The organism is Pseudonocardia acidicola (assembly GCF_012911935.1).
GTDB lineage: Bacteria > Actinomycetota > Actinomycetes > Mycobacteriales > Pseudonocardiaceae > Pseudonocardia > Pseudonocardia acidicola.
In genome coordinates, this window is the sequence record NZ_JAAXLA010000067.1 from 15,358 (window position 1) to 39,863 (window position 24,506).

At 73.3% G+C, this 24,506-nt stretch carries 20 protein-coding genes; 12 read left to right on the plus strand and 8 right to left on the minus strand.

The window, feature by feature from the left end:
* Positions 1–28: 28 nt before the first annotated feature.
* Complete coding sequence (locus tag HF526_RS26780; RefSeq protein ID WP_169384364.1) at positions 29–1,666, minus strand: ferritin family protein; 1,638 nt, start codon at positions 1,664–1,666, stop codon at positions 29–31.
* A gap of 401 nt (positions 1,667–2,067) precedes the next feature.
* Between HF526_RS26780 and HF526_RS26785 the strand changes: the two genes are divergently transcribed.
* From HF526_RS26785 to HF526_RS26795, 3 genes are read left to right on the plus strand one after another with little or no spacing between them, the layout of a single operon-like run.
* Positions 2,068–3,957 (plus strand): sigma-54-dependent Fis family transcriptional regulator, encoded by a 1,890-nt coding sequence (locus HF526_RS26785; RefSeq protein ID WP_211177843.1) that lies wholly within the window; start codon positions 2,068–2,070, stop codon positions 3,955–3,957.
* A gap of 46 nt (positions 3,958–4,003) precedes the next feature.
* Positions 4,004–4,900, plus strand: a complete 897-nt coding sequence (locus HF526_RS26790; RefSeq protein ID WP_169384346.1) for an ABC transporter ATP-binding protein — start codon at positions 4,004–4,006, stop codon at positions 4,898–4,900.
* A complete protein-coding gene (locus tag HF526_RS26795; RefSeq protein WP_169384347.1) occupies positions 4,897–6,087 on the plus strand; it encodes an ABC transporter permease in 1,191 nt (396 codons plus the stop codon). Before HF526_RS26790 ends, HF526_RS26795 begins: the two co-directional genes overlap by 4 nt.
* A gap of 6 nt (positions 6,088–6,093) precedes the next feature.
* Here the strand turns inward: HF526_RS26795 and HF526_RS26800 are convergent, their stop codons facing one another.
* From HF526_RS26800 to pdxH, 5 genes are all read right to left on the minus strand, one after another.
* Positions 6,094–6,948, minus strand: coding sequence for a sunset domain-containing protein (locus tag HF526_RS26800; protein ID WP_169384348.1), 855 nt, complete (start codon positions 6,946–6,948; stop codon positions 6,094–6,096).
* 175 nt (positions 6,949–7,123) lie between these two features.
* Positions 7,124–8,521 carry an FAD-binding domain-containing protein gene (locus tag HF526_RS26805; protein ID WP_169384349.1) on the minus strand — a complete coding sequence of 466 codons (1,398 nt, stop codon included), beginning with the start codon at positions 8,519–8,521 and terminating at the stop codon, positions 7,124–7,126.
* Between the two features lie 107 nt (positions 8,522–8,628).
* Entirely contained in the window at positions 8,629–9,936 is a 1,308-nt protein-coding gene (locus tag HF526_RS26810; protein ID WP_169384350.1) for a citrate synthase, read from the minus strand.
* 118 nt (positions 9,937–10,054) lie between these two features.
* Positions 10,055–11,314 carry an MFS transporter gene (locus HF526_RS26815; protein WP_169384366.1) on the minus strand — a complete coding sequence of 420 codons (1,260 nt, stop codon included), beginning with the start codon at positions 11,312–11,314 and terminating at the stop codon, positions 10,055–10,057.
* Positions 11,315–11,607: 293 nt separating this feature from the next.
* Entirely contained in the window at positions 11,608–12,273 is a 666-nt protein-coding gene (gene pdxH, locus HF526_RS26820; RefSeq protein WP_169384351.1) for a pyridoxamine 5'-phosphate oxidase, read from the minus strand.
* Between the two features lie 259 nt (positions 12,274–12,532).
* Between pdxH and HF526_RS26825 the strand changes: the two genes are divergently transcribed.
* From HF526_RS26825 to sepH, 3 genes are all read left to right on the plus strand, one after another.
* On the plus strand, positions 12,533–13,711 hold the full coding sequence (locus HF526_RS26825) for a citrate synthase 2 (RefSeq protein ID WP_338051773.1): 1,179 nt from the start codon (positions 12,533–12,535) through the stop codon (positions 13,709–13,711).
* A 134-nt stretch (positions 13,712–13,845) separates the two neighbouring features.
* Positions 13,846–14,991 carry a phosphoserine transaminase gene (gene serC / locus HF526_RS26830; RefSeq protein ID WP_169384352.1) on the plus strand — a complete coding sequence of 382 codons (1,146 nt, stop codon included), beginning with the start codon at positions 13,846–13,848 and terminating at the stop codon, positions 14,989–14,991.
* A gap of 371 nt (positions 14,992–15,362) precedes the next feature.
* A complete protein-coding gene (gene sepH / locus HF526_RS36570) occupies positions 15,363–16,520 on the plus strand; it encodes a septation protein SepH (RefSeq protein ID WP_169384353.1) in 1,158 nt (385 codons plus the stop codon).
* 57 nt (positions 16,521–16,577) lie between these two features.
* Here sepH and HF526_RS37100 read toward each other — a convergent pair whose 3' ends face one another.
* The gene (locus HF526_RS37100) at positions 16,578–17,135 is read right to left on the minus strand and encodes a DUF2537 domain-containing protein (RefSeq protein ID WP_169384354.1); all 558 of its coding nucleotides are present in this window, start codon (positions 17,133–17,135) and stop codon (positions 16,578–16,580) included.
* Between the two features lie 4 nt (positions 17,136–17,139).
* Positions 17,140–17,952: a TrmH family RNA methyltransferase gene (locus HF526_RS26845; protein ID WP_169384355.1), complete on the minus strand. Its 813-nt coding sequence runs from the start codon at positions 17,950–17,952 to the stop codon at positions 17,140–17,142.
* 163 nt (positions 17,953–18,115) lie between these two features.
* Here HF526_RS26845 and HF526_RS26850 point away from each other — a divergent pair, with 163 nt between their 5' ends.
* From HF526_RS26850 to HF526_RS26875, 6 genes are all read left to right on the plus strand, one after another.
* Positions 18,116–19,624: a glutamate-cysteine ligase family protein gene (locus tag HF526_RS26850; RefSeq protein ID WP_169384356.1), complete on the plus strand. Its 1,509-nt coding sequence runs from the start codon at positions 18,116–18,118 to the stop codon at positions 19,622–19,624.
* A gap of 527 nt (positions 19,625–20,151) precedes the next feature.
* A complete protein-coding gene (locus tag HF526_RS26855; protein WP_169384357.1) occupies positions 20,152–21,141 on the plus strand; it encodes a hypothetical protein in 990 nt (329 codons plus the stop codon).
* Entirely contained in the window at positions 21,138–21,803 is a 666-nt protein-coding gene (locus HF526_RS26860) for a hypothetical protein (RefSeq protein ID WP_169384358.1), read from the plus strand. Before HF526_RS26855 ends, HF526_RS26860 begins: the two co-directional genes overlap by 4 nt.
* Positions 21,800–22,852 carry a TrbL/VirB6 family protein gene (locus HF526_RS26865; protein WP_169384359.1) on the plus strand — a complete coding sequence of 351 codons (1,053 nt, stop codon included), beginning with the start codon at positions 21,800–21,802 and terminating at the stop codon, positions 22,850–22,852. Before HF526_RS26860 ends, HF526_RS26865 begins: the two co-directional genes overlap by 4 nt.
* A 3-nt stretch (positions 22,853–22,855) precedes the next feature.
* Positions 22,856–24,019, plus strand: coding sequence for a VldE C-terminal domain-containing protein (locus tag HF526_RS26870; RefSeq protein WP_169384360.1), 1,164 nt, complete (start codon positions 22,856–22,858; stop codon positions 24,017–24,019).
* A gap of 4 nt (positions 24,020–24,023) precedes the next feature.
* The coding region (locus HF526_RS26875) for a hypothetical protein (protein WP_211177844.1) at positions 24,024–24,506 on the plus strand (483 nt) is incomplete at its 3' end.

Sequence of the window (24,506 nt, forward strand, 5' to 3'; positions counted from 1 at the left end):
CGGCCCTCCCCCCTCGCCTGACCCGCGCTCAGGCGTTGGTGGGTGCCGGACGACCGGCCGGGCCCTGTCGGTTGTAGTCGGCGACGAAGGCGGCCCGCTCGTCGTCGCTCATCTGGTTGAACAGCACGTCGGGGCTCTGCAACGGCGGGCAGCGCCGCAGGTGGTCCAGCGTCCACATCTTCTTCGGGTCGAGGTTCAGATGCGGCTGCGCCGTCATCGTCTTGCCGTCTTCCCGGACGAAGCCCATGTCGGAGACCACGTCGGCCCAGTTCCAGCCGTGGTAGAGCGTCTCCCACTCGCGGTGACCGACCAGGCGGCCCATGTTCGGGGTCTCGCGGCCCTGATAGGTGGGCCGGAAGGCCTCGACATCGGTCCAGCGGCACACCTCGTGGCAGTACGTGCGGTGCACGCCGTCGACCTCGGCGGTGACCATGTCCTCGCGCACCAGGCACGGCACCATGCAGGTCCAGCAGCGGTTGGGGTACACGTAGTCGACGTCCTCGAACACGATCGGGTTGTGCCCGTTCGGGGTCGCGAGACGGTTGTAGTTCTCCCACCACTTGCCGTACTTGTCGTACCAGCCCGGGTACTTGTACTCGAACCACTCGAAGTCCTCGTCGGTCATCGAGTCGATACGCCAGTAGTTGGCGAGCCAACCGGTGGCGAAGAACTGCGCGACCTCGTGGACGTAGCCCTTCTCCCAGATCTGCTTCCACGCCTCTTCGATGAGGTCGTGCGGGATGACCAGGCCGTACTTCTCGAGCGGCACCAGGTAGCTGCGGTAGTAGTCGTCGTAGATCCAGCGACGCCACATCTCCGCGTAGGACTCGCGGTCCTTACGGCGGTCCTTCGTGCCGTACTCGATGAACGTGCCGATGGCCGCGTCCACCACGCGGTGGTTGTTCCACCACGCGTAGCGCAGGTCGCGCTCGAGCAGCTGGCGGTTGTCCTCGTCCGACAGCGCCATCAGCAGCGTGGCGTAGCCGTTGGAGATGTGCCGGGACTCGTCGGACTGCACCGAGTGGAACACCGTCGGCAGCAGGTAGTCGCCGTTGGCCGCGGCCTCGGCAGGCATGGCCACGAACAGGGTGTTCGTGAACGCCGTCTCGGCCACGATCGTCAGGTAGATACTCGCCGCGGTGATCGCGTCACCGGTGATGAACCCCTCGGCGAACTGCCGGCCGATCGTGCCGCAGTAGTCGCCGTGGAACCCGCGGAGGCTGTTGTTGAAGCCGGCCGGGTCGATGTAGTTGTGCATGTACAGGCGCTTGAGGTTCTGCTGGATCGTCGAGTGCCTGACCTCGTCGATCATCTGGATGGCCTGCCCGTTGTGCAGCTCCGGGTTCGGCACCGCGTGGAACAGCATCGGCATCGACCGGGCGGCCGAGATCTCGGGCAACGGGATGATCGACAGGAAGAGCTTCTGCCACTCCAGCCAGCGTTCCTGGACCTGCCGGAACATGTTCCCGCGAATCGCGCCGTCGGAGGCCCCGTAGACGCGGTGGTCCTTCTCCTCCTGCATCGGGAAGTAGGAGCGCAGGACCTGCTTGAGCGGGTCCTTCTTGGCGGCCTTACGGAAGGTGTAGTCGGTTCCGTACTTCATGTACGGCTCGTGGTACTGCGGCTCCCAGGCAAGTTCCTGGATCTTCTGGTGAGCCTTCGCCAGACTCTGCCGACTCACGTCAACTCCTCACGGTTGTGGTGGTCGGGGGCATCGCCCCGCGGCCCCGCGGGCTGCCGGAGTGGCGGGTGGTGGCCCGCCACGCCGACAGGGGTCGTGGTTTGGTCCCGTTGTCGGCCCTCCGTCGCCGTCTGCCTCGGGCGGGACGCGGGCGCCCTCGGCGGCGAAGTCGGACCCGAGGTGCACCGCGCCGGGGTTCGCGGGCCGCGGAGCAGCGCATCTCGTGCCCGGAATCACACCGCCCCGGCGCCTGACCTGCGGTCTCAATATGAGACGGTTAGCGGTTCGGCGGGCCCTATCGTTCATGGCGTCCGGCCGGTACCGTCCGGATCGATACCGGCTGCCGCGATAACGCGGACCACAGCTGCTCCGAGAAGGGCAACCGGTTGGTCCACACGAACCAGAGGGCGACGCACAACAAGGACCGGGAAGCGGCCCCTCGGCTACCGGAGAGTGTTCTCGGCCCGTCGAAGACGGCGGCCGCCGAACGAATCGCCCATGCGCGGACCAACTTCCTGGTCGACGAACCGGTGGAACCGGGCATCGTTCGGGCACCGATCCTCGCCTCGTGGACCCGCTCCCGGCAGTACGAGGTGCCTGCCGACCACCTCGACCTGCCCTTCGAGTCGGACTGCGACCCGGACTCGCCGCTCACCCGCGCCGCGAAGCCGATCGTCCGGGAGGTGTCCGACCAGCTCGCCGGCGAACCGGTCAGCGTCATCCTGTGCGACGACGAGGGCGTCGTCCTGGAGCGGCGCACCGGCGACACCGCCCTGAACCAGCACCTCGACCGGGTCTGGCTGGCACCCGGGTTCAGCTACGCCGAGCGCTACGTCGGCACCAACGGGATCGGCACCGCGCTGGAGGGCCGCGGCCCCGCACAGGTTTTCGGGCACGAGCATTACGTCGAGCACCTCGAGGACCTGGCCTGCGCCGGCGCCCCGATCCGGCACCCGGTCAACGGCAAGCTCCTCGGCGTCATCGACCTGACCTGCTGGCGCCGCGAGGCCAACCGGATGATGATGGCCGCCGCGTCCACGATCGCCCGCCGCATCGAGGAGACCCTGCTCGAGCAGTCCGGCCGCCGTGAGCTCGCCCTGCTGCACGACTACCTGGCCGCCTGCCAGCGCAACCGCGGCGCCGTCTTCGCGCTCAGCGAGGACCTGCTGATGATGAACGACCGCGCCCGCGAGCTGCTCGACCCCGGTGACCAGGTCCCGCTGCTGGCCAGCGCCGCCGAGGCGTTGGCCACCGGGCGGCGCCGCCAACTCACGGTCGACCTGCCCAGCGGCGCCATCGCCCGGGTGCAGTGCCGGCCCAGCTGGACCGAGGGCGGGCTGTCCGGCGGCGTGCTGCAGGTCCAGCTGGTGTCCGGCGACGCCGGTCCGCTCCGGTCCGCGGTCCTGCCGCACCCGTCCTCGTTGCCGGCCACCGTCGGCTCGGGGCCGCTGTGGGCGAAGTGCTGCCAGGCCGTCGACCGGCACTTCCAGTCCCGCGAGTGGGTGGTGCTGGAGGGTGAGCCGGGCACCGGCAAGCGGACCCTCGCCCGGGCCACCCACCAGCTGCGCAGCCCGGCCGCGCACCTGCGGGTGCTCGACGCCGGGGACTACGGGCCCCGCTGGATCGCCGAGGTGATCGAGGAGCTCGAGACCGGCGCCGGCGGAACGCTCGTGCTCTGCCACCTCGACCGGCTCTCGGCCGAGGGGGTGCAGGCGCTCGGCGACGCGCTCGAGCCACACCGCGAGTCGACCGCCCCGCAGCGGCCGTGGGTCGTCGCGACCGCCGATCGCAGCCGCGCGCACGCCTCCCGCGAGCTGGCCGAGCTGCTGGACCTGTTCCCGCGCACCGTCGAGGTGCCTCCGCTGCGCCATCACGTCGAGGACGTCGCCGAGCTCGTCCCGCACCTGATCGCGCGGCTCACCCGCGGCGCCGACCTGACCTGCTCCCCCGATGCCATGCGGGTGCTGATGCGCAACCGCTGGCCGGGCAACGTCGAGCAGCTCCACCAGGTGCTCCGCAAGATCGTCGCCAAGAAGCGGACCGGCCGGATCACGCCGGCGGACCTGCCACCGGAGTGCCGGGCGATCACCCGCCGGGTGCTCACCCCGCTCGAGGCGATCGAGTGCGACGCCATCGTCGACGCGCTGCTCGACGCCGACGGCAACAAGGCCGAGGCGGCGCGGAACCTGGGCATGTCCCGGGCAACGATCTACCGCAAGATCCGCGGCTACGGCATCTCGATGCCGACCGTTGCGGAGTGCGGCCGCTCCGGCTGACATCCGATCCGGCGAATCCCCTCTGCCGTACGGCTACGCTGCGCGCATGCTCGAGATCGGGGGGATCAGCAAGCGTTTCGGGCGGCTGGTCGCGCTGGACGACGTCACCTTCACCGTCCGGCCGGGCGAGTTGTTCGGGTTCGTGGGCAGCAACGGCGCCGGGAAGACGACCACCATGCGGATCGTGCTCGGTGTGCTGACGGCCGACGCGGGCGAGGTGCGCTGGAAGGGCGCGCCGATCGACGCCGAGGGCCGGCGACGCATCGGGTACATGCCCGAGGAGCGCGGCCTCTACCCGAAGATGAAGGTCGGCGACCAGCTCGAGTACCTGGCCCGGCTGCACGGCGTGGCGGCCGCCGAGGCCCGGGCGTCGGTGCGGCGGTGGACCGAGCGGCTGGGCATCGCCGATCGGCTCCACGACGAGGTGCAGAAGCTGTCGCTGGGCAACCAGCAGCGCGTCCAGCTGTGCGCCGCGCTGGTGCACGACCCCGAGGTGCTGGTGCTCGACGAGCCGTTCTCCGGGCTCGACCCGACCGCCGTCGAGGTGATGACCGGGGTGCTGCGGGACAAGGCCGACACCGGGGTGCCGGTGATCTTCTCCAGCCACCAGCTCGACCTGGTCGAGCGGCTCTGCGACCGGGTCGGGATCATCTCCGGCGGCCGGATGGTCGCCGTCGGCACCGTCGGCGAGCTGCGCACCGGCGGCGTCGACCGGATCGACGTCGTCGGACCGCCGGACGCGACGTGGGCCGCGGGGCTCGCGGGGGTCACGGTGGTCTCCTCCGACGGCTCGCACACCCGCGTCGAGCTCTCCGACGGCGCATCCGACCAGGACGTCCTGCGGGCCGCGCTGGCCGCCGGGCCGGTGCACGAGTTCAGCCGCCACCGGCCGCCGCTCACCGAGCTGTACCGCGACGTCGTCACCGCCGGAGGTGCCTCGTGACCGCCCCGCTGTCCCCGGGCCGCGCCGTCCTGCTGGTGGCCCGCCGCGAGTTCCTCAGCCAGATCCGGTCACGCAGCTTCGCCGTCGGCCTGCTCGTCACCATCGCGATCTTCGCCGTGTACATCCTGATGTTCCAGTTCATCGGGTCCCACAACTCGAACAGCACGCTCGGGGTCACGGCGCAGACGATCGAGCTGCGGGACGCTCTGCGACAGGGTGCGCAGGCCCAGGACCACACCCTGACCATCACCGAGGTGGACCAGGCGACCGGGGAACAGCTGGTCCGCGACGGCGACCTCGACGCACTGCTCGTCGCCGGACCCGGCGGCTACGAGCTGATCGGGCGGGACACCGTCGACTCCACGCTGCAGAGCATCGTCACCTCGACGATCCAGCAGCAGACCCGAGACGACGCGCTGCAGCGGGCCGGTTACAACCCGGCGCAGGTCGCCGCGCAGGGCCGGGTCGCCGCGACGACGCTGATGCCGGCCGACCCCGAACGGGGGCAGCGGCTGGTGCTGGCCATCGTGGTCGCCGTACTGCTGTTCATGTCGCTGGTCGGCTACGGCAACGCGGTCGCCCAGGGCGTGGTCGAGGAGAAGTCCAGCCGGGTCGTGGAACTGCTGCTCGCCACGATCAAGCCACTGCACCTGCTGGCCGGCAAGGTGCTCGGGCTGGGCGCGGTCGGGCTGCTGCAACTGCTGATCCTCAGCGCGATCGGGCTCGCCGGATCGAGCGCGTCCGGGCTGCTGACCGTCCCGACGGCGGCCGCGTCGGCGCTGGCCTCGGCCGTGGTGTGGTACCTGCTCGGGTTCTTCCTGTATGCCTCGCTCTACGCGGCGGCCGGGTCCATGGTGTCCCGGCAGGAGGAATTGCAGCCGATCGTCGCGCCGATCATGTTCCCGCTGCTGATCCCCTTCATCTTCGCGGTCAGCGTGCTGCCCAGCGACCCCCGCAACACCCTCGGCACCGTGCTGTCGTTCATCCCGCTGTTCGCCCCGACGCTGATGCCGGTCCGGGCCGCGATGGGGGTGGCACCGTTCTGGCAGGTCGGAATCGCGATCGTGCTGACCCTGGCCTCGATCGGCGCGGTGGTGTGGCTGGCCGCGAAGATCTACCAGAACTCGGTGCTGCGCACGGGCGCGCGGGTCAGCCTGCGCGAAGCGCTCGGCGCCCGGCGGTCGTAGCCGGGCTCAGCCGGACCGGCGGGGCTTGCGGGTCCACTCGGTGAAACCCGCGCGGCGCGCGTCCTCCGGGGTGCGGAACCAGGCCTCAGCCTTGGTCCGGCCGAAGTACGGGCTGGACGGGGTGTGGAACAGCATCGACGTCGCGTTGCCCTTGATCGTGTACTCCGCGCTGGGCGCGGAGCCGTCGGGCAGCGGCAGGGCCGAACCCGGGCCGTAGGAGGACACCTCGACGGCGGGCCCGGGCTCGGTGGCCGGGGCCGGCTCGGCGGGAACGGCGACCGGCTCCGCGGTCTCGGTGGGCGGGGCCGGCTCGGCGCTGACCGGTTCCGCGTCCGCGGCAGGCTCGGCGCCGACCGGGTTCGCGTCCGCGGCAGGCTCGGCGCCGACCGGGTTCGCGTCCGCGGCGGGCTCGGCGGAGACCGGCTTTGCGGGCGCGGTGGCCTTCGGAGTGGCCGGCGCCCCGGGAGCGGTGACCGGCGCGGGCGTCACCGACGCCGAGGCGGTCCTGGGGGCGGAGGCCAGTGGCGTCGTCACGGGCGCGGGCCTCTCCGCGGCGGCGGGGGCCCGCCCCGGCCGGCCCGTCGAAGCCGCCGCAGCCCGCACCGGCGCAGCCGAGGCGCCCGTGTCGTCCGACCCGCCGACCGCGTGCAGCGTCCGCCGGCGCGACACGTCCGCCGGGCCGGCTGCAGGGCCGCCTGCCGGGGGGACCACGGTGAGGGATCGCGGGGCCGGGCGGGCGTCGTCGAGTGCGCCGGGACCGCGACCGGCCCGACGCAGCGACAGCACCCAGACCACGGTCCCGGTCACTGCGAGCAACAGCAGCCACCAGCGCCGACGCGGCGATGTCGATTCGTTGGCCATACCTGCGCCTCCCCATCGGTGGTACACCGAGACTAAGCGCCCGCGGGCGTCCGGCCGGCGCCACCCCGCCCGCGCCTCGAGTCCGACGCCATCCTGGCGGCGGCCACGACGGTCCGGTCGCATACCGGACCCCGCGACGAAACCCGTCGTCGCCCCGGCCGGATCGGGCGCGCCGTCAGCGGCGGGCCGCCTTCACCCGCTCGTAGCGCGCCAGGGCCTCCTCACGCTCCTCCTTGTGGTCCACGATCGGCTCCGGGTACCCCTGCGGTACGCCACCCTCGAGCTTCCAGGGCTGATGCACCTGTTTGCCGGCGATACCGGCCAGCTCGGGAACGAACCGGCGCACGTAGTCGCCGTCGGGGTCGAACCGCTCCCCCTGGGTGATCGGGTTGAAGATCCGGAAGTACGGCGAGGCGTCGGTGCCACTACCCGCGGTCCACTGCCAGCCGTGCTGGTTCGAGGCCAGATCGCCGTCGACGAGCAACTGCATGAAGTGCCGGGCACCCCACCACCACGGCAGGTGCAGGTCCTTGACCAGGAAGCTCGCGACGATCATCCGGACCCGGTTGTGCACCCAGGCCTGGGTCCGCAGCTGCCGCATCCCGGCGTCGACGATCGGGAAACCGGTGCGCCCCTCGCGCCACGCGTCGAACTTCTCCTCGGCGTCCTTCCCGGAGGCGACCGGCAGCGCGTCGAAGGAACGGTCGTAGTTCTTCCGCGCCGAGTCGGGCCGCTGGTGGAGCACGTCGGCGTAGAACTCCCGCCAGGCGATCTCGGTGCGGTAGACCTCGGCCGAGGCGGACCGCTTGCGTGCCAGGCCGGCGAGGATCGTGCGCGGGTGGATGCAGCCGTACTTCAGGTACACCGACATGCGCGAGGTGCCGGGCCTGTCGGGGCGGTCCCTGGCGTCGCCGTAGTCGTCGACGGCGTCGTCGAGGAACTCCTTCCACCGCTGCAGCGCGGCCTTCTCCCCCGGCGCGGGCAGCTCGGCGTCCACCCTCTCGTCGTCGGGGATCCGCACCGCCCGCGGGCCGCCGCCCCTGTCGGCCGGGTCGATCCACTCGACGGTGCCGGGTCCGGTGTCGGCGGGCGAGCGCCAGCCGTGGTCCGCCCACGCCCGGCGGAAGGGGGTGAAGACCTTGAACGGGTCGCCGTCGGCCTTGGTGACCCGGCCCGGTGCGACGGCGTACGGGGAGCCGGTGCGGATCAGCTCGCGGTCGTCGTCGGCGAGCGCGGACTCGACGGCCTCGTCACGCTCCCGGCCGTAGGGGCCGAAGTCGGCGGCGATGTGCACGGTCGCGGCGCCGACGGCCTTCGCGATCCGGGGCACCACCTCGGCCGGGTCGCCGCGGACGACCAGCAGTTTCCCGCCCAGTGCCTCGTCGAGCTCGCGCAAGCAGCCGTAGAGGAACGTGCGCCGGGCCGGGCCCGACGGTTCGAGCAACCGGGGGTCGAGCACGAACAGCGCGAGGGCCGCCGGGGCGGCGTCGGCCGCGGCGAGCAGGGTGGGTTGGTCGTCCAGTCGCAGGTCGCGACGGAACCAGACGACGGAGACGTCCCGGGAATCGACCACGCGACGACGCTAGTAGCCGTGCCGCAGTCGCGCGCGGCGACAACGACACCGTCCGGTCCACCCCCCCGGCGGCGGTCCGGAGACCGGGCCGCCGCCGCATCACACCGTCAGCGCTTCTCGATCGACAGGTACTCGCGCTCGCCGGGCCCGGTGTAGAGCTGCCGCGGACGGCCGATCTTGTTCTGCGGGTCGTTGATCATCTCGCGCCAGTGGGCGATCCATCCGGGGAGCCGGCCCAGCGCGAACAGCACCGTGAACATCTTGGTCGGGAAGCCCATGGCCCGGTAGATGACACCGGTGTAGAAGTCCACGTTCGGGTAGAGCTTGCGCTCGATGAAGTAGTCGTCGGCCAGGGCCCGCTCCTCAAGTGCCTTGGCGATGTCGAGCAGCGGGTCCTCGACGCCGAGCTTCTTGAGCACCTCGTCCGCGCTCTGCTTCACGATCCGCGCGCGGGGGTCGTAGTTCTTGTAGACCCGGTGCCCGAAGCCCATCAGGCGGGCGCCGTGCTCCTTGTTCTTCACCCGGTCGACGAAGGCGTCGACATTGCCGCCCTCGACATCACGGATGCGCTGCAGCATCTCCAGGACGGCCTGGTTGGCGCCGCCGTGCAGCGGGCCGAACAGCGCGTTGACGCCGGCCGAGATGCTCGCGAACAGGTTCGCCTGGGACGAGCCGACCAGCCGGACCGTCGAGGTCGAGCAGTTCTGCTCGTGGTCGGCGTGCAGGATCAGCAGGGTGTCGAGGGCCCGGGCGAAGTCCGGGTCGATGTCGTACGGCTCGGCAGGGAAGCCGAAGGTCATCCGCAGGAAGTTCTCCACCAGGCCCAGCGAGTTGTCCGGGTAGAGGAACGGCTGGCCGACCGACTTCTTGTAGGCGTAGGCGGCGATGGTGAACACCTTGGCCATCAGCCGGACCGTGGACAGCTCCACCGCGTCGGCGTCGAACGGGTCGAGGCTGTCCTGGTAGAAGGTCGAGAGGGCACTGACCGCGCTGGACAGCACCGGCATCGGGTGCGCGTCGCGCGGGAAGCCGTCGAAGAACCGCTTCAGGTCCTCGTGCAGCAGGGTGTGCCGGCTGATCCGGTTGGTGAACGAATCCAGCTGCTCCTGGGTCGGCAGCCCCCCGTAGATCAGCAGGTAGCTGACCTCCAGGAAGCTCGACTTCTCCGCAAGCTGCTCGATCGGGTAGCCCCGGTAACGCAGGATGCCCGCGTCGCCGTCGATGTAGGTGATCTCGGATGCACAGGCCGCAGTGCTGTTGAAGCCCGGATCGAACGTGACCAATCCGGTTTTGGACAGCAGTTTGCTGACGTCGACTGCGGAAGCACCCTCGGTCGCGGTGCTGATCGCCATCTCGTGCTCGCCGCCCGGGTAGTGCAGGACAGCGGTGTCGCTCGCGGCGGACTCGTCAGACATGTGGAGGTTCCCTCTCACACTCGGGTTGTTCGTGTTTGCCGCAACGCTAGTGCTCCGTGGCGGTTGCGCACTGTCCCGGCCGGAGGACTCGCGTCACGTTGTGGTCCGTCGCCGGCTCTCAAGGACGGGCTTTCGATTCGATCGGACCCACGTACCGCCAGAAGTCCGGGAACCTCGTCACGACGACGACGGCACCGACGATGACCGCGATCCCACCTGCCGTCGCCGCCACCCCCGCACCGAGGCCGGTGGCCGCCGCGCCGTGCCACATGTCGGCGAGCCGCGGCCCGCCCGCCACGACGACGACGAACACGCCCTGCATGCGGCCGCGCATCTCGTCGGTGGCCACGGTCTGCAGCATCGACGACCGGAAGACCGAGCTGACCAGGTCGCCCGCCCCGGCCAGGGCGAGCATGAGCACCGCCAGCCACAGCGAGTTCGCCAGCCCGAACAGCGCGATCCCCAGCCCCCACACGCAGATCGCGACCGTCACCGCGACGCCCTGGCGGCGGATCCGGTGCAGCCATCCGGAGAACAGGCCGCCGATCACCATGCCGACCGGGATCGCCGCGAACAGCAGCCCGAGCGCGAGCCCGCCGCCCGGTGGGTCGCCGAAGACCTTCTCCGACAGCTCCGGGAAGACCACGCGCGGCATGCCGAATCCCATCGCGATCACGTCGATCAGGAACGAGACCAGCAACACCTTGTGCAATGCGACATATCGGAATCCGGCGACCACCTCGCGGAATCCAGCACGCTGCCGGACGCCCGCGGTGCGTTGCGGCGGCACCGACGGCAGCCGCCAGGTCGCCCACAGCGTGGCCATCAGCGCGATCGCGTCGAGCAGGTACAGCGTGGGCAGCCCCACGACGGGGATGAGCACCCCGGCGAGCAGCGGCCCGACGACCGCGCCGAGCTGGAACACCGTCATGTTCAGCGCGTTCGCCGCGGGCAGCTGCTCGGCGGGGAGCAGCCGCGGGATCACGGCGTTGCGGGTCGGCTGGTTGATCGCCAGCAGCGCGGACTGCACCGAGAACAGGCTCAGGATCAGCCACACCCCGCCCACGCCGCTCGCCGCGACGACCCACAGCGTCAGCGAGGTCGCCGCGATACCGGCACCGGTGAGCAGCAGCAGGATCCGGCGGTCCATCACGTCGGCGATGGCGCCGCCCCACAGCCCGAACACGATCAGCGGGACCAGGCCGAAGAGGCCGGTCAACCCGACGTAGGCCGACGAGCCGGTGATCTCGTAGATCTGGGTGGGCACCGCGACGACCGACAGCTGGGCGCCGATCACCGTGATGACGCCGGCGAGCCAGAGCCGCCGGTAGGAGATCGTGCTCAGCGGGCGGGTGTCGGCCAGCGCGCCGCGCAGCATCACGGTGAGGCCGCGGGCGCGGGGGCCGGCGGCCAACCTCTGGGTGCTGGCGTCGGCGCCGGAGCCGGCGGCGAGCTTGCGGGTCGGTGCGTCCGGGTCGTCGGACAGCCGGCGGGTGGGCGGCTCATGGGATGCCGGGACGGGGCGGGTCGGCTCCTCCTGGCCACAGGCTGTCACACGTCAGGAGTACCACGCCGCCCCACCGCTCAGTAGCTCTCGCAGCGCCCCGGGTGAAGAGGGTCTCCGCGCCGAAACGGCGTTCACGGGACGAAGCGGACGGATGGACGGCGCCCTCAGGGCGCCAGCCGGCGCACCCGCCACGAGCGGTCGTGACGGTCGATGTCGAACCGCAGCCGGTCGTGCATCCGGTTCTCCCGGCCCTGCCAGAACTCGACCTGGTCGGGGACGATCCGCCAACCGCCCCAGTGCGGCGGCCGGGGCACCTGCTCGACGTCGGCGAACCGCCGGGCGGCGCCTTCGAGGGCGTCGTCGAGCACCCGCCGGTCGGCGACCTCGGTCGACTGCGCCGACGCCCACGCCCCGAGCTGGGCGCCGCGCGGGCGGCTGGCCCAGTAGGCGTCGGCCTCCTCCGGGCCGGCCTCCTCGACGGACCCGCGCACGTGCACCTGCCGGCGCAGCGGATACCAGGGGAAGGTCGCCGAGGCCATCGGAGCACGGCGCAGGTCGTGACTCTTGGCCGAGGTGTAGTTGGTGTAGAAGACCAACCCGCGCGGGTCGAAACCCTTGAGCAGCACGCTCCGCGACGACGGGCGGCCGGCGAGATCCGCGGTGGCCAGCACCATCGCGTTGGGTTCGACGATCCCGGCCGCCTCGGCATCGGCCAGCCACCGGCCGAACTGCTCGTGCCAGGTCGGGGCCAGATCGTCGAGATCGAAGCCCGCGCCCGCATAGTCGACCCGCATCCTGGCCAGTTCCGCGTTCGGCACCGCGTCCGTCATCGCCCCTCCTCGTCGCTGGTTCGACCGTAGAGCGGTCGACCAGGGGCGACCGGTGCCGGTGATCGATGCCACCCGCATCTGCCGTTGCCTCCACAACCGGTCGGAGGCAAGGTGACGCCAACCACGGTATCCGTCCACAGCGGTCCGTGGACAGCTCGCGAACCGGACAGAGGTCCGCCGTGCGAGCGGCATCGGCCAACGGCGCCGCCGGCGTCGGGCGCCGGTGCGAACAGTCGGGGACCGATCACGAGGAGGACGGGTGTCCACTGCGCCGACAGCGCCGACCGCGCCGGGTGCTGCAGACCAGACGGACGGAGCAGCGGTACCCCCGCCGCCGGCCGGCTTCAAATCCGGTCTGGAGGGCCACGTCGCCTTCCGCACCGAGATCGCCGAGCCCGACAAGGACGGCGGTGCGCTGCGCTATCGCGGCGTCGACATCGAGGACCTGGTCGGCCAGGTTACCTTCGGCAACGTCTGGGCGCTGCTGGTCGACGGCCGCTTCGGCCCCGGCCTGCCGCCCGCAGATCCCTTCCCCATCCCGGTGCACACCGGTGACGTGCGCGTCGACGTGCAGGCCGCGCTGGCCATGCTCGCGCCGTACTGGGGCTACCGGCCACTGCTCGACATCACGGCCGAGGAGGCCCGCGAGCAGCTGGCCCGCGCGTCGGTGATGGCACTGTCCTACGTGGCCCAGTCGGCCCGTGGGATCGGCGTCCCGGCCGTCCCGCAGTCGCGGATCGACGAGTGCTCGACGATCACCGAGCGCTTCATGGTGCGCTGGCGCGGCGAACCCGACCCGGCGCACGTGAAGGCCGTCGACGCCTACTGGGTCTCCGCGGCCGAGCACGGCATGAACGCCTCCACCTTCACCGCACGCGTGATCGCCTCCACCGGGGCGGACGTCGCGGCGTCGCTGTCGGGGGCGATCGGCGCCATGTCCGGCCCGCTGCACGGCGGCGCGCCGGCCCGGGTACTGCCGATGATCGCCGAGGTCGAGCGGACCGGCGATCCCGAGGCGCTGGTCAAGGGCATCCTCGACCGCAAGGAGAAGCTCATGGGCTTCGGGCACCGGGTCTACCGGGCCGAGGACCCGCGGGCCCGGGTGCTGCGCCGCACCTGCCAGGAACTGAACGCGCCGCGCTACGAGGTCGCCGCGGCGCTGGAGCAGGCTGCGCTGGGCATCCTGCGGGAGCGCCGCCCGGACCACCCGATCGAGACGAACGTCGAGTTCTGGGCCGCGGTCATCCTCGACTTCGCCGAGGTGCCGCCGCACATGATGCCCGCCATGTTCACCAGCGCCCGGACCGCGGGCTGGTCGGCGCACATCATGGAGCAGAAGCGGGAGAACAAGCTGGTCCGCCCGTCGGCGCAGTACATCGGCCCCGGCCCGCGCAAGCCCCATGAGGTCGACGGCTGGGACGACATCACACATCCCTGAGCGAATCGTGCGCGGTGAGTGGTGCCGGAGCACCACTCACCGCGCACGGGCGGTTGTGCTTGAGCGGCGGAACTCACAGCTGTGTCCCGCCCCGCCCCTGACCCGTGCAGCGACCGGCTGCCAGACTGGAGGCCGTGACGTCCTCGACCACTGCGTCCTCCGCCGACCTGCAGATCCCCGCCGACCTCAAGCCCGCCGACGGCCGCTTCGGCTGCGGGCCGTCCAAGGTCCGCCCCGAGCAGATCTCCGCGCTGGCCGACGCCGGTGCAGCGCTGATGGGCACCTCGCACCGCCAGAAGCCGGTCAAGTCGCTGGTCGGCCGGGTGCGTTCCGGACTCTCCGAGCTGTTCTCGCTGCCCGAGGGCTACCAGGTGGTACTCGGCAACGGCGGGTCCACCGCCTTCTGGGACGCCGCCGCGTTCGGGCTGGTCCGCGAGCGGGCGCTGCACCTGACCTACGGCGAGTTCTCGTCGAAGTTCGCCGACACCACCAAGGGCGCGCCGTTCCTGGCCGACCCGGTCGTGATCTCCTCCGAGCCGGGCACGGCACCGGCGCCGGCCGCCGACCCGTCCTGCGACATCCTGGCCTGGGCCCACAACGAGACCTCGACCGGCGTCGCGGTGCCGGTCGTCCGGCCGGAGGGCGCGACCGACGGCCAGCTCGTCGTCATCGACGCGACCTCGGGTGCCGGCGGGCTGCCGGTCGACATCTCGCAGGCCGACGCCTACTATTTCGCCCCGCAGAAGGGCTTCGCCTCCGACGGCGGGCTGTGGATCGCGCTGATGAGCCCGGCCGCGCTGGACCGCGTCGCCGAGCTCGCCGCGGGCGACCGCTGGATCCCGCCGTTCCTGTCGCTGGCCACCGCCGTCGACAACTCGGCCAAGGACCAGACCTACAACACCCCGGCGCTGGCCACGCTGTTCCTGCTCGCCGAGCAGATCGACTGGCTCAACGGCCTGGGCGGGCTCGACGCCGCGGTGGCCCGGACCGCCGACTCCTCGAGCCGGCTGTACTCCTGGGCCGAGAGGGCGTCGTTCGCGACGCCGTTCGTGGCCGACCCGGCGCACCGCTCGCAGGTCGTCGGCACGATCGACTTCGACGACGCGGTGGACGCCGCCGCCGTCGCGAAGATCCTCCGGGCCAACGGCATCGTCGACACCGAGCCGTACCGCAAGCTGGGCCGCAACCAGCTGCGAATCGGCATGTTCCCGGCCGTCGACCCCGACGACGTGGCCGCCCTGACCGCGTGCATCGACTACGTGGTCGAGCGCCTGGGCTGACGGTCGGCGTAGCGACCGCTACGGCGACCAGCACGGGACGCGGCTGCGGGCGGAGGAGCCGCCGGCGGCGGATTCCGCCACGGGGGATGTCGCTCGGCCGCTGCAGTCGTTCCCTACCGAATAATTTCCTCGGCCAACTCGGTGATCACGTCGGTTACGGAAAGTAGTCACACCCGTAACGCTCGTCCCAGCTTTACCAGATGCGTCGTATCGTGCGACGCTGCGCATGCTCCCAGTGAGCGGAGACGCGCAGCGTCGCACCGAGCGACGTCCTAGCTGGGGAAACCGGCCACGGCGCGCCTGCGCCGCGGGTTGCGAGTCGGCAACTACCGTCGCTCGGACGGGGACGACACAGAGCGGGGAGGCCGTCGATGCGGGCGTTGCGGGTCGTCGGGATCACCGAGGACGGATCCGTCGTCCTCGAGGACCCGTCTCGCCGCGAACGCTTCACAGTGCCGGCCGATGAGCAGTTGCGCGCTGCCGCCCGAGGAGACCTGACCCGGCTCGGACAGATCGCGATCGAGTTGGAGAGCCAGTTGCGACCACGCGAGATCCAGGCACGCATCCGGGCCGGAGCGTCCGTGGAGCAGGTCGCCTCGGCCGCCGGGGTGCCGCTGCAGAAGATCGAACGATTCGCCTATCCGGTGCTGCTGGAACGCTCACGCACCGCCGAGATGGCCCAGGGTGCGCACCCGGTGCGCGCGGACGGGCCCGACGTCCGCACCCTCGGCGAGGTCGTCGCGCACACCTTCGGGCTGCGCGGCCAGGACTACCTCGACGCCGAGTGGGACTCCTGGAAGGGCGACGACGGCAAGTGGGTCGTCGCCCTGAGCTGGCGGGCCGGCCGCTCGGACAACCGCGCACACTGGACGTTCCAGCCCGGAGCGCACGGCGGCACCGTCACCGCGATCGACGAACACGCCAACGACCTCGTCGAAGGGCTGCCGATGCGCCCGCTGCGCACGGTCGGCCCGGTGATCGACATCGGCCGCCCCGAGGAGCAGGCGGCCGCCCCGGAGCCGGTGGAGGAGCCCGTCATGCGGGCCGCCGCCGCGGCCGGCGCCCCGATGCGAGAGCGTCCGGCGACCGGCGCGCCGCCGGACACCCGGTCGACCGGCCGCACGCCGGTCGCCCCGGAGCCGCGCAGACCCGCCCCTTCCCACGCCCCGCCCCGGGCGGCCGGCGAGCGGCCGCAGCCGGAGCCGGCCCGTGCCGAGCCGCCGCGGACCGATCCCCAGCCTGCCGAATCCCGGCCCGCCGAATCCCAGCGGTCCGAGCCCCCGCCCGCCGAGCCGAAGCCTGCCGAGCCGGCTGGGGCGACGCAGCCCACGAGCCCGGAGCACGAGCCGCACCGGGAGCAGGCCGCGGCCCCGGAACCCGCACCGGACGCCCCGGCCCCGGCCGCCGAGGAGCGGGCCACCGAACAGGCCCCGGCTCAGACCACCGCCGGGCGGCGCACCAAGAAGGGCAAGCCGGTCATGCCGTCCTGGGACGAGGTCCTGCTCGGCGTGCGCGGGCAGCAGCGCTGACCGACGCCCGTTCACGGGGGGTCGGGGGTCGCGCACCCACCGCGCACGTCTGCGGCGTCAGCCCAGCTGGCCCGCCAGCAGGCACACCCAGGCCACGCCGAGGCCGATCGCGCACCCGAGTGCGGGCCAGCGCCAGAACGGCGTCCGCCGCAGAAGCCACAACGACGGCGCCAACCCGCATCCGACCAGCAGGTTCGCCGGCACCCACAGCAGCCCCAGCGCGTCGATGAACGCCCGGCTGAGGGCGATGTCGGCGACCGCCGTCAGCACCGCGAAGAACGCGGCGACGGCGAGCCCGGTGGCCCACGGTGTGGGCGCCGGCGGCTCCGGCGCGACTCGCGGCAACGGGCCGGTGGCCCGGCCGGAGACCCGCTCGGTCTGCCCGGTCACCGGGTCGGTGAAGTCCACCGGACGACCCAGGGCCTCGGCCAGCCGTCCGGCGAGCTGACGGCCCCGGCGGCGGACCAGGTTCTGCTCGACCGGCCCGCCGTTCACCCCGACCGTGGCCGCCACCGCGGCCCACTCGCTCAGTGCAGACCGAAGTTCTGCGGGCACGGCGGGATCGCCCGGGCGCCGATCCCCGAGCACCACCCGTCCCTCCGCAGCGAGGTGCACCGGCTCAGCCTACGGGCGCAGCCACCGCGTGGAAGGCGATCGCCGCCGCCGTTGCCACATTGAGAGAGTCGACACCCGACGCCATCGGGATCCGCACCCGCCGGTCCGCGGCCGCCAGCGCCTCCGGACTCAGCCCCGGGCCCTCCGCACCGAGCAGCAGGGCCACCCGCTCCCCCGCCAGGCCTGCCGCCGCGATCGGCTCGGCGTCGGCGGCCGGGGTCAGCGCGGCGACCTGCAACCCCGCCGCGCGCAGCACGTCGAGCGATCCCGGCCAGCCCCCGGGCAACGGGACGAACGGCACCCGCAGCACGTGTCCCATCGAGACGCGCACGCTGCGCCGGTAGAGCGGATCGGCGCACCGCGGGCCGAGCAGCACCCCGTCGACGCCGAGCGCGGCGGCGTTGCGGAACAGCGAGCCGAGGTTCTCGTGGTCGTTGACGCCCTCCAGCACGGCGAGGACCTTGGCCGAGCGGGCCAGCTCGGCTGCCTCGGGCACCGGCGCGCGGTCGGCGACCGCGAGCACGCCGCGGTTGAGGTGGAAGCCCACCGCGGTGGCCATCGTGTCGGCGTCGACCTCGTAGGCCGGGACGTCGAGACCGGCGAGATCGTCGGCCAGCTCCGCGAGCCGGCGGGGCACCCCGAGCAACGAGCGCACCGGGTACGGCGAGTCGATCAACCGGCGGACCACCACGACGCCCTCGGCGATCACGAGACCGCGGCCGCCGGGACGGTCGGGTCGGCGGTCGGCGTTGGTCAGATCGCGGTAGTCGTCAATACGGGGGTCCCCGGGGTCCCGCACCGGGGTGATGATGGCCACGGAGAGGCATCGTTCCAGGCGCCTTCGGGCATCCCGTCATCCCGTCATCCAGTCAGCCGGTACCGCCGGCATCCCCCGTGTGTCACGGTGGATAGTCGCCCGGCTCGAGCCGGCGCAGGCTCCGGCCCGGCCCGGGACCGGGGAGCAGGGAGGCAACGCACGCATGGGTCAGGACGTCGACCGGACCACGTTCAGTCGACGGGACCGCCAGCGGTACCGGGCCAAGGTGCATCGGTGCCTGGACGCGCTGGCCGTGATGCTCAAGGAGCACCCGTTCGCCCAGGACGAGCCCATGACGGGCATCGAGGTCGAACTCAACCTCGTCGACCGTGACCTCAGGCCGACGCTGTCCGGGGCCGCTGTGCTCGACGCGATCGGTTCGCCGGAGTTCCAGACCGAGCTGGGCCGCTGGAACGTCGAGCTCAACCTGCCGCCCCGGCCGCTGCCCGGTGACGAGTGGCGCCATCTCGAGCACCAGCTGCTCGACGAGCTGGCCATGGCCCGCGCCAAGGCCCGCGACTGCGGCTCGCAGATCGTGATGATCGGGATTCTGCCGACGCTGGACCGCTGCCACCTCGTCCCCGAGTCGATCTCCCCCGACGAGCGCTATGCCGTGCTCAACGAGCAGATGCTGACCGCGCGCGGCGAGCCGATCCGCCTCGACATCACCGGCGACGACCCGACCGGCCGCCACGACGTCACACCCGAGCGGCTCACCGCCGACTTCGACTCGATCATCCCCGAGGCGGCCTGCACATCGATGCAGCTGCACCTGCAGGTGGCTCCGGAACAGTTCGCGTCCTACTGGAACGCCGCGCAGTGCCTCGCCGGGGTGCAGCTCGCGCTGGGGGCCAACTCCCCGTTCCTGCTCGGTTCGCGGCTGTGGGCCGAGACCCGGGTCCCGCTGTTCTGCCAGTCGTGTGACGTCCGCACGGTGGAGCTGCGCAATCAGGGGGTACGGCCCCGGGTGTGGTTCGGCGAGCGCTGGATCAACTCGATCCTCGACCTGTTCTCCGAGAACACCCGCTACTTCCCCGGCCTGATGCCGGTCACCGAGGACACCGACCCACTCGCCGAGCTGGAGGCCGGCGAGGTCCCCGGCCTCGACGAGCTGCGCCTGCACAACGGCACGATCTGGCGGTGGAACCGGCCGGTGTACGACATCGCCGACGGCGCCCCGCACGTGCGGGTGGAAAACCGGGTGCTGCCGGCGGGCCCGACCGCGGTCGACATGGTGGCCAACGCACTGTTCTTCTACGGGCTGCTGCGGGTGCTCGTCGAGGCCGACCGGCCGTTGTGGAGCTCGATGTCCTTCGAGGCCGCCGAGGAGAACTTCACGACCGCCGCCCGGCACGGTATGGAGGGCCCGCTGTACTGGCCGGGCAGCGGCTGGATCCGGCCCGAGGAGCTCGTGCTGCGCAAGCTGCTGCCGCAGGCGCACGAGGGGCTGGCCCGCTGGGGGGTCAGTACCGAGGTCCGGGACCGGTACCTGTCGGTGATCGAGCGCCGTTGCGTGACCCGGCGGACCGGGACGGCCTGGCAGCTCGACACGGTCGCCGCGCTGGAGGCCCGGGGCGCCGACCGCCCGGCCGCCCTGCACGGGATGCTCGCGCGGTACGTGGAGGCGTCGATGGCCAACGAGCCGGTACACACCTGGCGCCTCCCGTCCTGACCCGCGAGTCGGCACTTCCGGTAGCGCGAGTCGGCAGTTCCTGGTCCGCGAGTCGGCGCTTCCGGTAGCGCGAGTCGGCACTTCCGGTAGCGCGAGTCGGCACTTCCTGGTCCGCGAGTCGGCACCTCCTGATCCGCGGGTCGGCACCTCCTGATCCGTGGGTCGCGCTCTCCGGGCCCGGAGCCGCATGTCCGCGCGATGACCGCAGCGGGCCGGGCCCAGCCTCCTGACCTCGTCGATTCACCATCGCAAAGCGCCGTCGCGTTCGGCCGCGCGCGCCGTCGGCCCGCTCCTATGGTCGGTCCGTCCTGATCGTGGTGGCCGCCCGCGGAGCCAGAGCCTCCGGGCCTGCCGCCACCGAACCGCCCCGGCCGATCCGGGGCCCGCCAGCCGCCCAGCACCGGGCGACCCGCCGAGTGCTGATCCCGCGCGCCCACAGACGGGGAAACCATGTCCGAGCGATCCACCGGTACCACCTCGACCGTGCCGCGCCACCTCCCGGGCCCCGGCCGGAACGGGTGACGAGCATGGCCCGCTTCCGGCTGTTCGGCCGGTCCACCGCCGCGCAGGCGCCGCCGGCGCCGTGGCCCCCCGACGGCCCGTCGCCCGGCTACGGCCCGCCGGGGCCCGGCTGGGGGGCGGCGCCGCTGGTCAGCGGGGGCCCGTGGAGCGCGCCACCCGGCGGTTCCGACGCCGGCCCCGACCCGGACGGCCCGGCCACCCGCGCCGCCCGCCCCGCCCACCGGCCGTTCCGCACCGGCAACGCCCCCGGCGACGACACCCCGACCGACCCGCACGGCTTCCCCCCGATCACCGGAACACCTCGCCCTGCCCGGGGCGCATCCGCGCCCGCGTGGGGTGCGCCGCCACCCGCCTGCGGCGACACCCCGATGCCCGGGCCCCCGGCCGGCCGAGCGCAACAGCCGCCCGCAGCGGCCGCGTGCCCGGGCCCCCGAGCCGAACGTGAGCCTGGCCCCCATCCGGCCGAGGCGGCCGCCCTGGCCGGCGCGTTCGCCGTCGACTACCTGTCCTGGGACGAGGACGACCCGGCCCGGCGCGGCCGCGTCCTGGCCGACTACCTGCCGGTGCCCGGGGGCGATCCCGCGCGGCTGGGCTGGTCCGGCCGCGGCCGGCAACGGGCCGAGTTCGCGCTGCCCGGCCTGGTCCGCTCCGACGGCGACGGCCGGGTGCTGGTCGACGTCCGGGTACGGGTCACCCCGTACCGGGCTGCCGGCGGCCGCGGCGACTCCCCCGCCGAACCCGAACCGGACATCGCCGGGGTCCCGGCCGCCGCCCCCGCGCCCACCGGGCGGGGCTGGCGCAGCCTCCCGTCGTACTGGATCCGGATCAGCGTGCCGGTGGTCCTGGACGGCGGCCGGCTCGTCGTCGACGCCGGGGAGGAGACCCTCGGTGAGGACGAACCGCCGGCGGAGCCCACGGTCGCGGAACCCGAGCCGACCGACCCGACCCTCGACGACGACGCCCCGCTGCCCGAACGTGCCGGTGGTGCCTGGTGAACGGCCTGCGAGCTCCCGTCGTCGCCGGGGTGGCCGGCGGCGTCGGGACCACGACGGTGGCCGTGGCGTTGCGCGCCCACGACGCCGGCCGCGTGGTCGACACCCGCGTCGACGTGCTGGTGTGCCGGTGCACCGGCAACTCGCTGCATCGCGCGGCGCGGCTCGCCGACCGGCTGGCCGGGCACGGCCCACGACCGGTGCTGGCCGTGACCGCTGACGGGGCGGTGCCGACCCGTGGCCCGTTGCACGCCCGGCTGCGGATGATCGAACCGCAGTTCGCCGCCGTCGTGGTCCTGCCGCACGTGGGCCGCTGGCGCGAACTCGCCGATCCGCTGGCCGAGGCCGCCGGGTTGCTCGCACAAGCGGCCGGGGACCTTCCGCGCCCACTGCGCAACTACGCCGCCGCGCTGCGCAGGCTGGCCACGAGCGTCGCCGCGACCGGGCGGCTGAGCCACGGCGCTCCGGCACCGCGGCGGACTGTTCCGCCACGGGCCGACCGGCGCAGTTCGCCGTCGCCGATCCGGCCCGTCCGCGGGATCCGGATCGTGCCACCCGAGAACCGCCCGCCCGGCGCCGACACCCGCCGGTCGGTCCGGCTCACCGGGCCGGCCCTGATCGGCGGCCCCCACCCGCTCGGCGCACTGAACGGAGCACGACCATGAGCACCGCAACCGGGCCCGAGGACGTCACCGCCCTCGCCATCTCCTGGCTGGAACGCGGCGTACCGGCCGCGGGCCTGCTCGGCCTGCTGATCTGCGCCGGCATGATCGTCCTCGGCCGCCGGCGACGCAGCGGGCCGGCGCAGGACCGCCTGGTCGGCGCGCTGACCGCCACCCTGCTGGTCCGGTCCATCCGGATCGTGCCGCTGCGCCGCGGCGAGCCTCTCGCCGCGGTGGCGACCGGGCTGGCCCGGTTCGTGCTGGCCACCGCGCTGGGTGTCGCGGTGCTGCAGGCCGCGCTGTTCACCGGGGACGCGCTCGCCGTGGCGCTGCTCGGCACCGGCGCGGGCGGCGGCGTCAGCACGCTCGTGGCCGAGCGGCTGACCGGCCGCGACGGGCTCGCCGAGCCGTTCCTGCTGCTGCTCGCCGCGGTCTGCGTGCTGCTGCTCGCCGCGGCGCTGTGGATGGTGCTGGTCGTGCGCCGGATCGCGCTGCTCGCGATCGCCGCGACGCTGCCGCTGGCCGCGGCCGGCTCGCTCACCGCGGGCACCCGCGGGTGGCTGGTCCGGCTGGCGCCGTGGGCGGTCGCGCTGGTCGTCCACAAGCCTGCGGCCGCGCTGGTGTTCAGCGTCGGGGCCGGCTATCTGCGCTCCCCGGCAGCACCGACCGGGGTAGGCGGTGTGCTCGCCGGGATCGTGGTGCTGGGTCTCGCCGTCGCTGTGCTGCCCGCGACGCTGCGCCTGCTGTCCTGGACGACGGTCCGGGCCGCGGGTGAGCGCACGGCCCCCGGCGGCGCGACGGCGGGAGCCGCGGTCGGCGCGGTCCGGCTCACCGGCCGCAGCCGCGGCGCGTCCGCGGTCGCGCTGGCCGGATTCATCGAGAACACCGGCCCGGGCACCATGGGCGCGCGCCCCGCACCCCCGCTGCCCGCGAGCCTGCCGCTCGGTCCCGGTGAGAGCGCGGATCCGCCCCCGGGGGCCGCCTGCACCGGTCACCCGGCACCCGGCCGGGTCGGCGGCCCGCCCCGCCGGGGCGGGCGGGGTGACGGGTGAGCCGTGCGTATCGCGACCGTGCTCCGCGCGCCGCTGGCCGTCGCGCTGGCCTCGCTGCTGGGCCTGCTCCTGCTCGGCGCGGCGAGCGAGGAGGAGCCCGCCGGGGCGCCGTCGGGGGTCGATCCGAGCCGGCTGCCGGCGGCGGCCCGGTCGTCGCTGCCGCTGATCATCGACCTCACGGCGCGGCACTGTCCCGAGCTGCCGCCGGTGTGGGTGGTCGCCCAGGTACAGGCCGAGTCGGGCTGGGACGCGGCGGCGACCAGCGGCGACGCGGCCGGGCTCTACCAGTTCGACGAGCGGAACTGGACCGCCGCCGGCGGCGACCGATGGGGGTCGGTCCCACCGCCGCCGGGCGCGGACGTGACCGACGCGAGGTCGCATCTGCGGGTGGCGATCCCGTGGGTGTGCGCGAACCTGCGCGCGGTGACCGGGCACCTTGCGGCCACCGGCAAGCCGGCCGACCCGCTCGATGCCATGCTGGTCTGCCACATCGCCGGGTGCCGGCGGGTGGCCCAGAGCGCGACCGGGATCCCGGAGGCCGGCGAGGCCGGCTGCGGGTTGCGCTGCGCCCAGCTGATCCGCGGGTACCTCGGCTCGGTGCACGGCTACCTGGACCGCTACGCCGCACCGGCGGATCCCCCTCCCCCGGGCGACCGCGCACCGGCCGAGCCGGCGGATCCCGCACCGGCCGCACCGCAGGCGCCGGTCGTGCCCTACGCCGGAGGCCCCGGCGGCTGCACGCTGCCGGACCCGACCGGCGGCCGCTGCCTCACCGGCGCGACCCGCCACGGCTTGGAGACCGCGGCCGCGGTGTTCGGTGGCTGGCGCGACGGCCCGGTGATCCGGTCCGCGGGCTGCTGGGACGCCCACGCCTGGAATCCGCGCAGCGACCACCCGCGCGGGCAGGCCTGCGACCTGTTCCCCACCCAGCCCGGTGTCTTCCCCGAGGGCGCGGAACTGGCAGCAGGCTGGCGGCTCGCGGAGTGGTTCCGCAGCAACGCCGGGCCATTGCGGGTGAAGTACCTGATCTGGCAGGGCCGCTACTGGGATCCGGGCGTCACGGACTCCGGCGGCTGGGGGCGGCGCTACACCGGCGGCGGGGTCTACGACGTCCGGGACGCCACCGGCGGGCACTACGACCACCTGCACGTGAGCTTCGCGGAGTGATCACGTGAACCGTCTCCGGAGGGTCGCCGCACCGCTGGTCGCGGCCGGGCTCGCCGTCGTCGCGGTGGTCCTCGCCGTGCTGGTGCCGGGCCGTCCGTCCGCCGGCCAGCCCCCCGGCACCGTCCTCAGTGAGCTGGACCGCGGCGAGCTCGACGCGGCTGCGGTGCGGCGCGGTGCCGACCCGCCGGCGGTGGATTCCGGTGTGGACCTGACCGATCCCGAGGCCGTCGCGCGCGCGTATCTCGTGGCCGCGCACACGGCCGCCCCGGGCGACGCCGGGCGCACCCGACGCCGCGCGACGGGCTACGCCGAGCCGGGCAGTCCACCGGCCGAGGTTGGCGTGGTCGTGCTCGACGCGCCCCCGCGGGGTGCGGTGCGGACGGCGTCGGTGACGGCTCTCGAACTGGTCGCGGCCGACCGGCGCGACTCCCGCCGGGGCTACCGGGCCACCGTCGCCACGGTCACCGGCCCCGGCCCCGGCGGGAGT

Coding starts and splice junctions, on each gene's coding strand:
- HF526_RS26850 (WP_169384356.1), top strand. CDS start 18,116: ATGGGTCAGGACGTCGACCGGACCACGTTCAGTCGACGGGACCGCCAG.
- HF526_RS26865 (WP_169384359.1), top strand. CDS start 21,800: ATGAGCACCGCAACCGGGCCCGAGGACGTCACCGCCCTCGCCATCTCC.
- HF526_RS26855 (WP_169384357.1), top strand. CDS start 20,152: ATGGCCCGCTTCCGGCTGTTCGGCCGGTCCACCGCCGCGCAGGCGCCG.
- sepH (WP_169384353.1), top strand. CDS start 15,363: ATGCGGGCGTTGCGGGTCGTCGGGATCACCGAGGACGGATCCGTCGTC.
- HF526_RS26800 (WP_169384348.1), bottom strand. CDS start 6,948: ATGGCCAACGAATCGACATCGCCGCGTCGGCGCTGGTGGCTGCTGTTG.
- HF526_RS26810 (WP_169384350.1), bottom strand. CDS start 9,936: ATGTCTGACGAGTCCGCCGCGAGCGACACCGCTGTCCTGCACTACCCG.
- HF526_RS26815 (WP_169384366.1), bottom strand. CDS start 11,314: ATGCTGCGCGGCGCGCTGGCCGACACCCGCCCGCTGAGCACGATCTCC.
- HF526_RS26790 (WP_169384346.1), top strand. CDS start 4,004: ATGCTCGAGATCGGGGGGATCAGCAAGCGTTTCGGGCGGCTGGTCGCG.
- pdxH (WP_169384351.1), bottom strand. CDS start 12,273: ATGACGGACGCGGTGCCGAACGCGGAACTGGCCAGGATGCGGGTCGAC.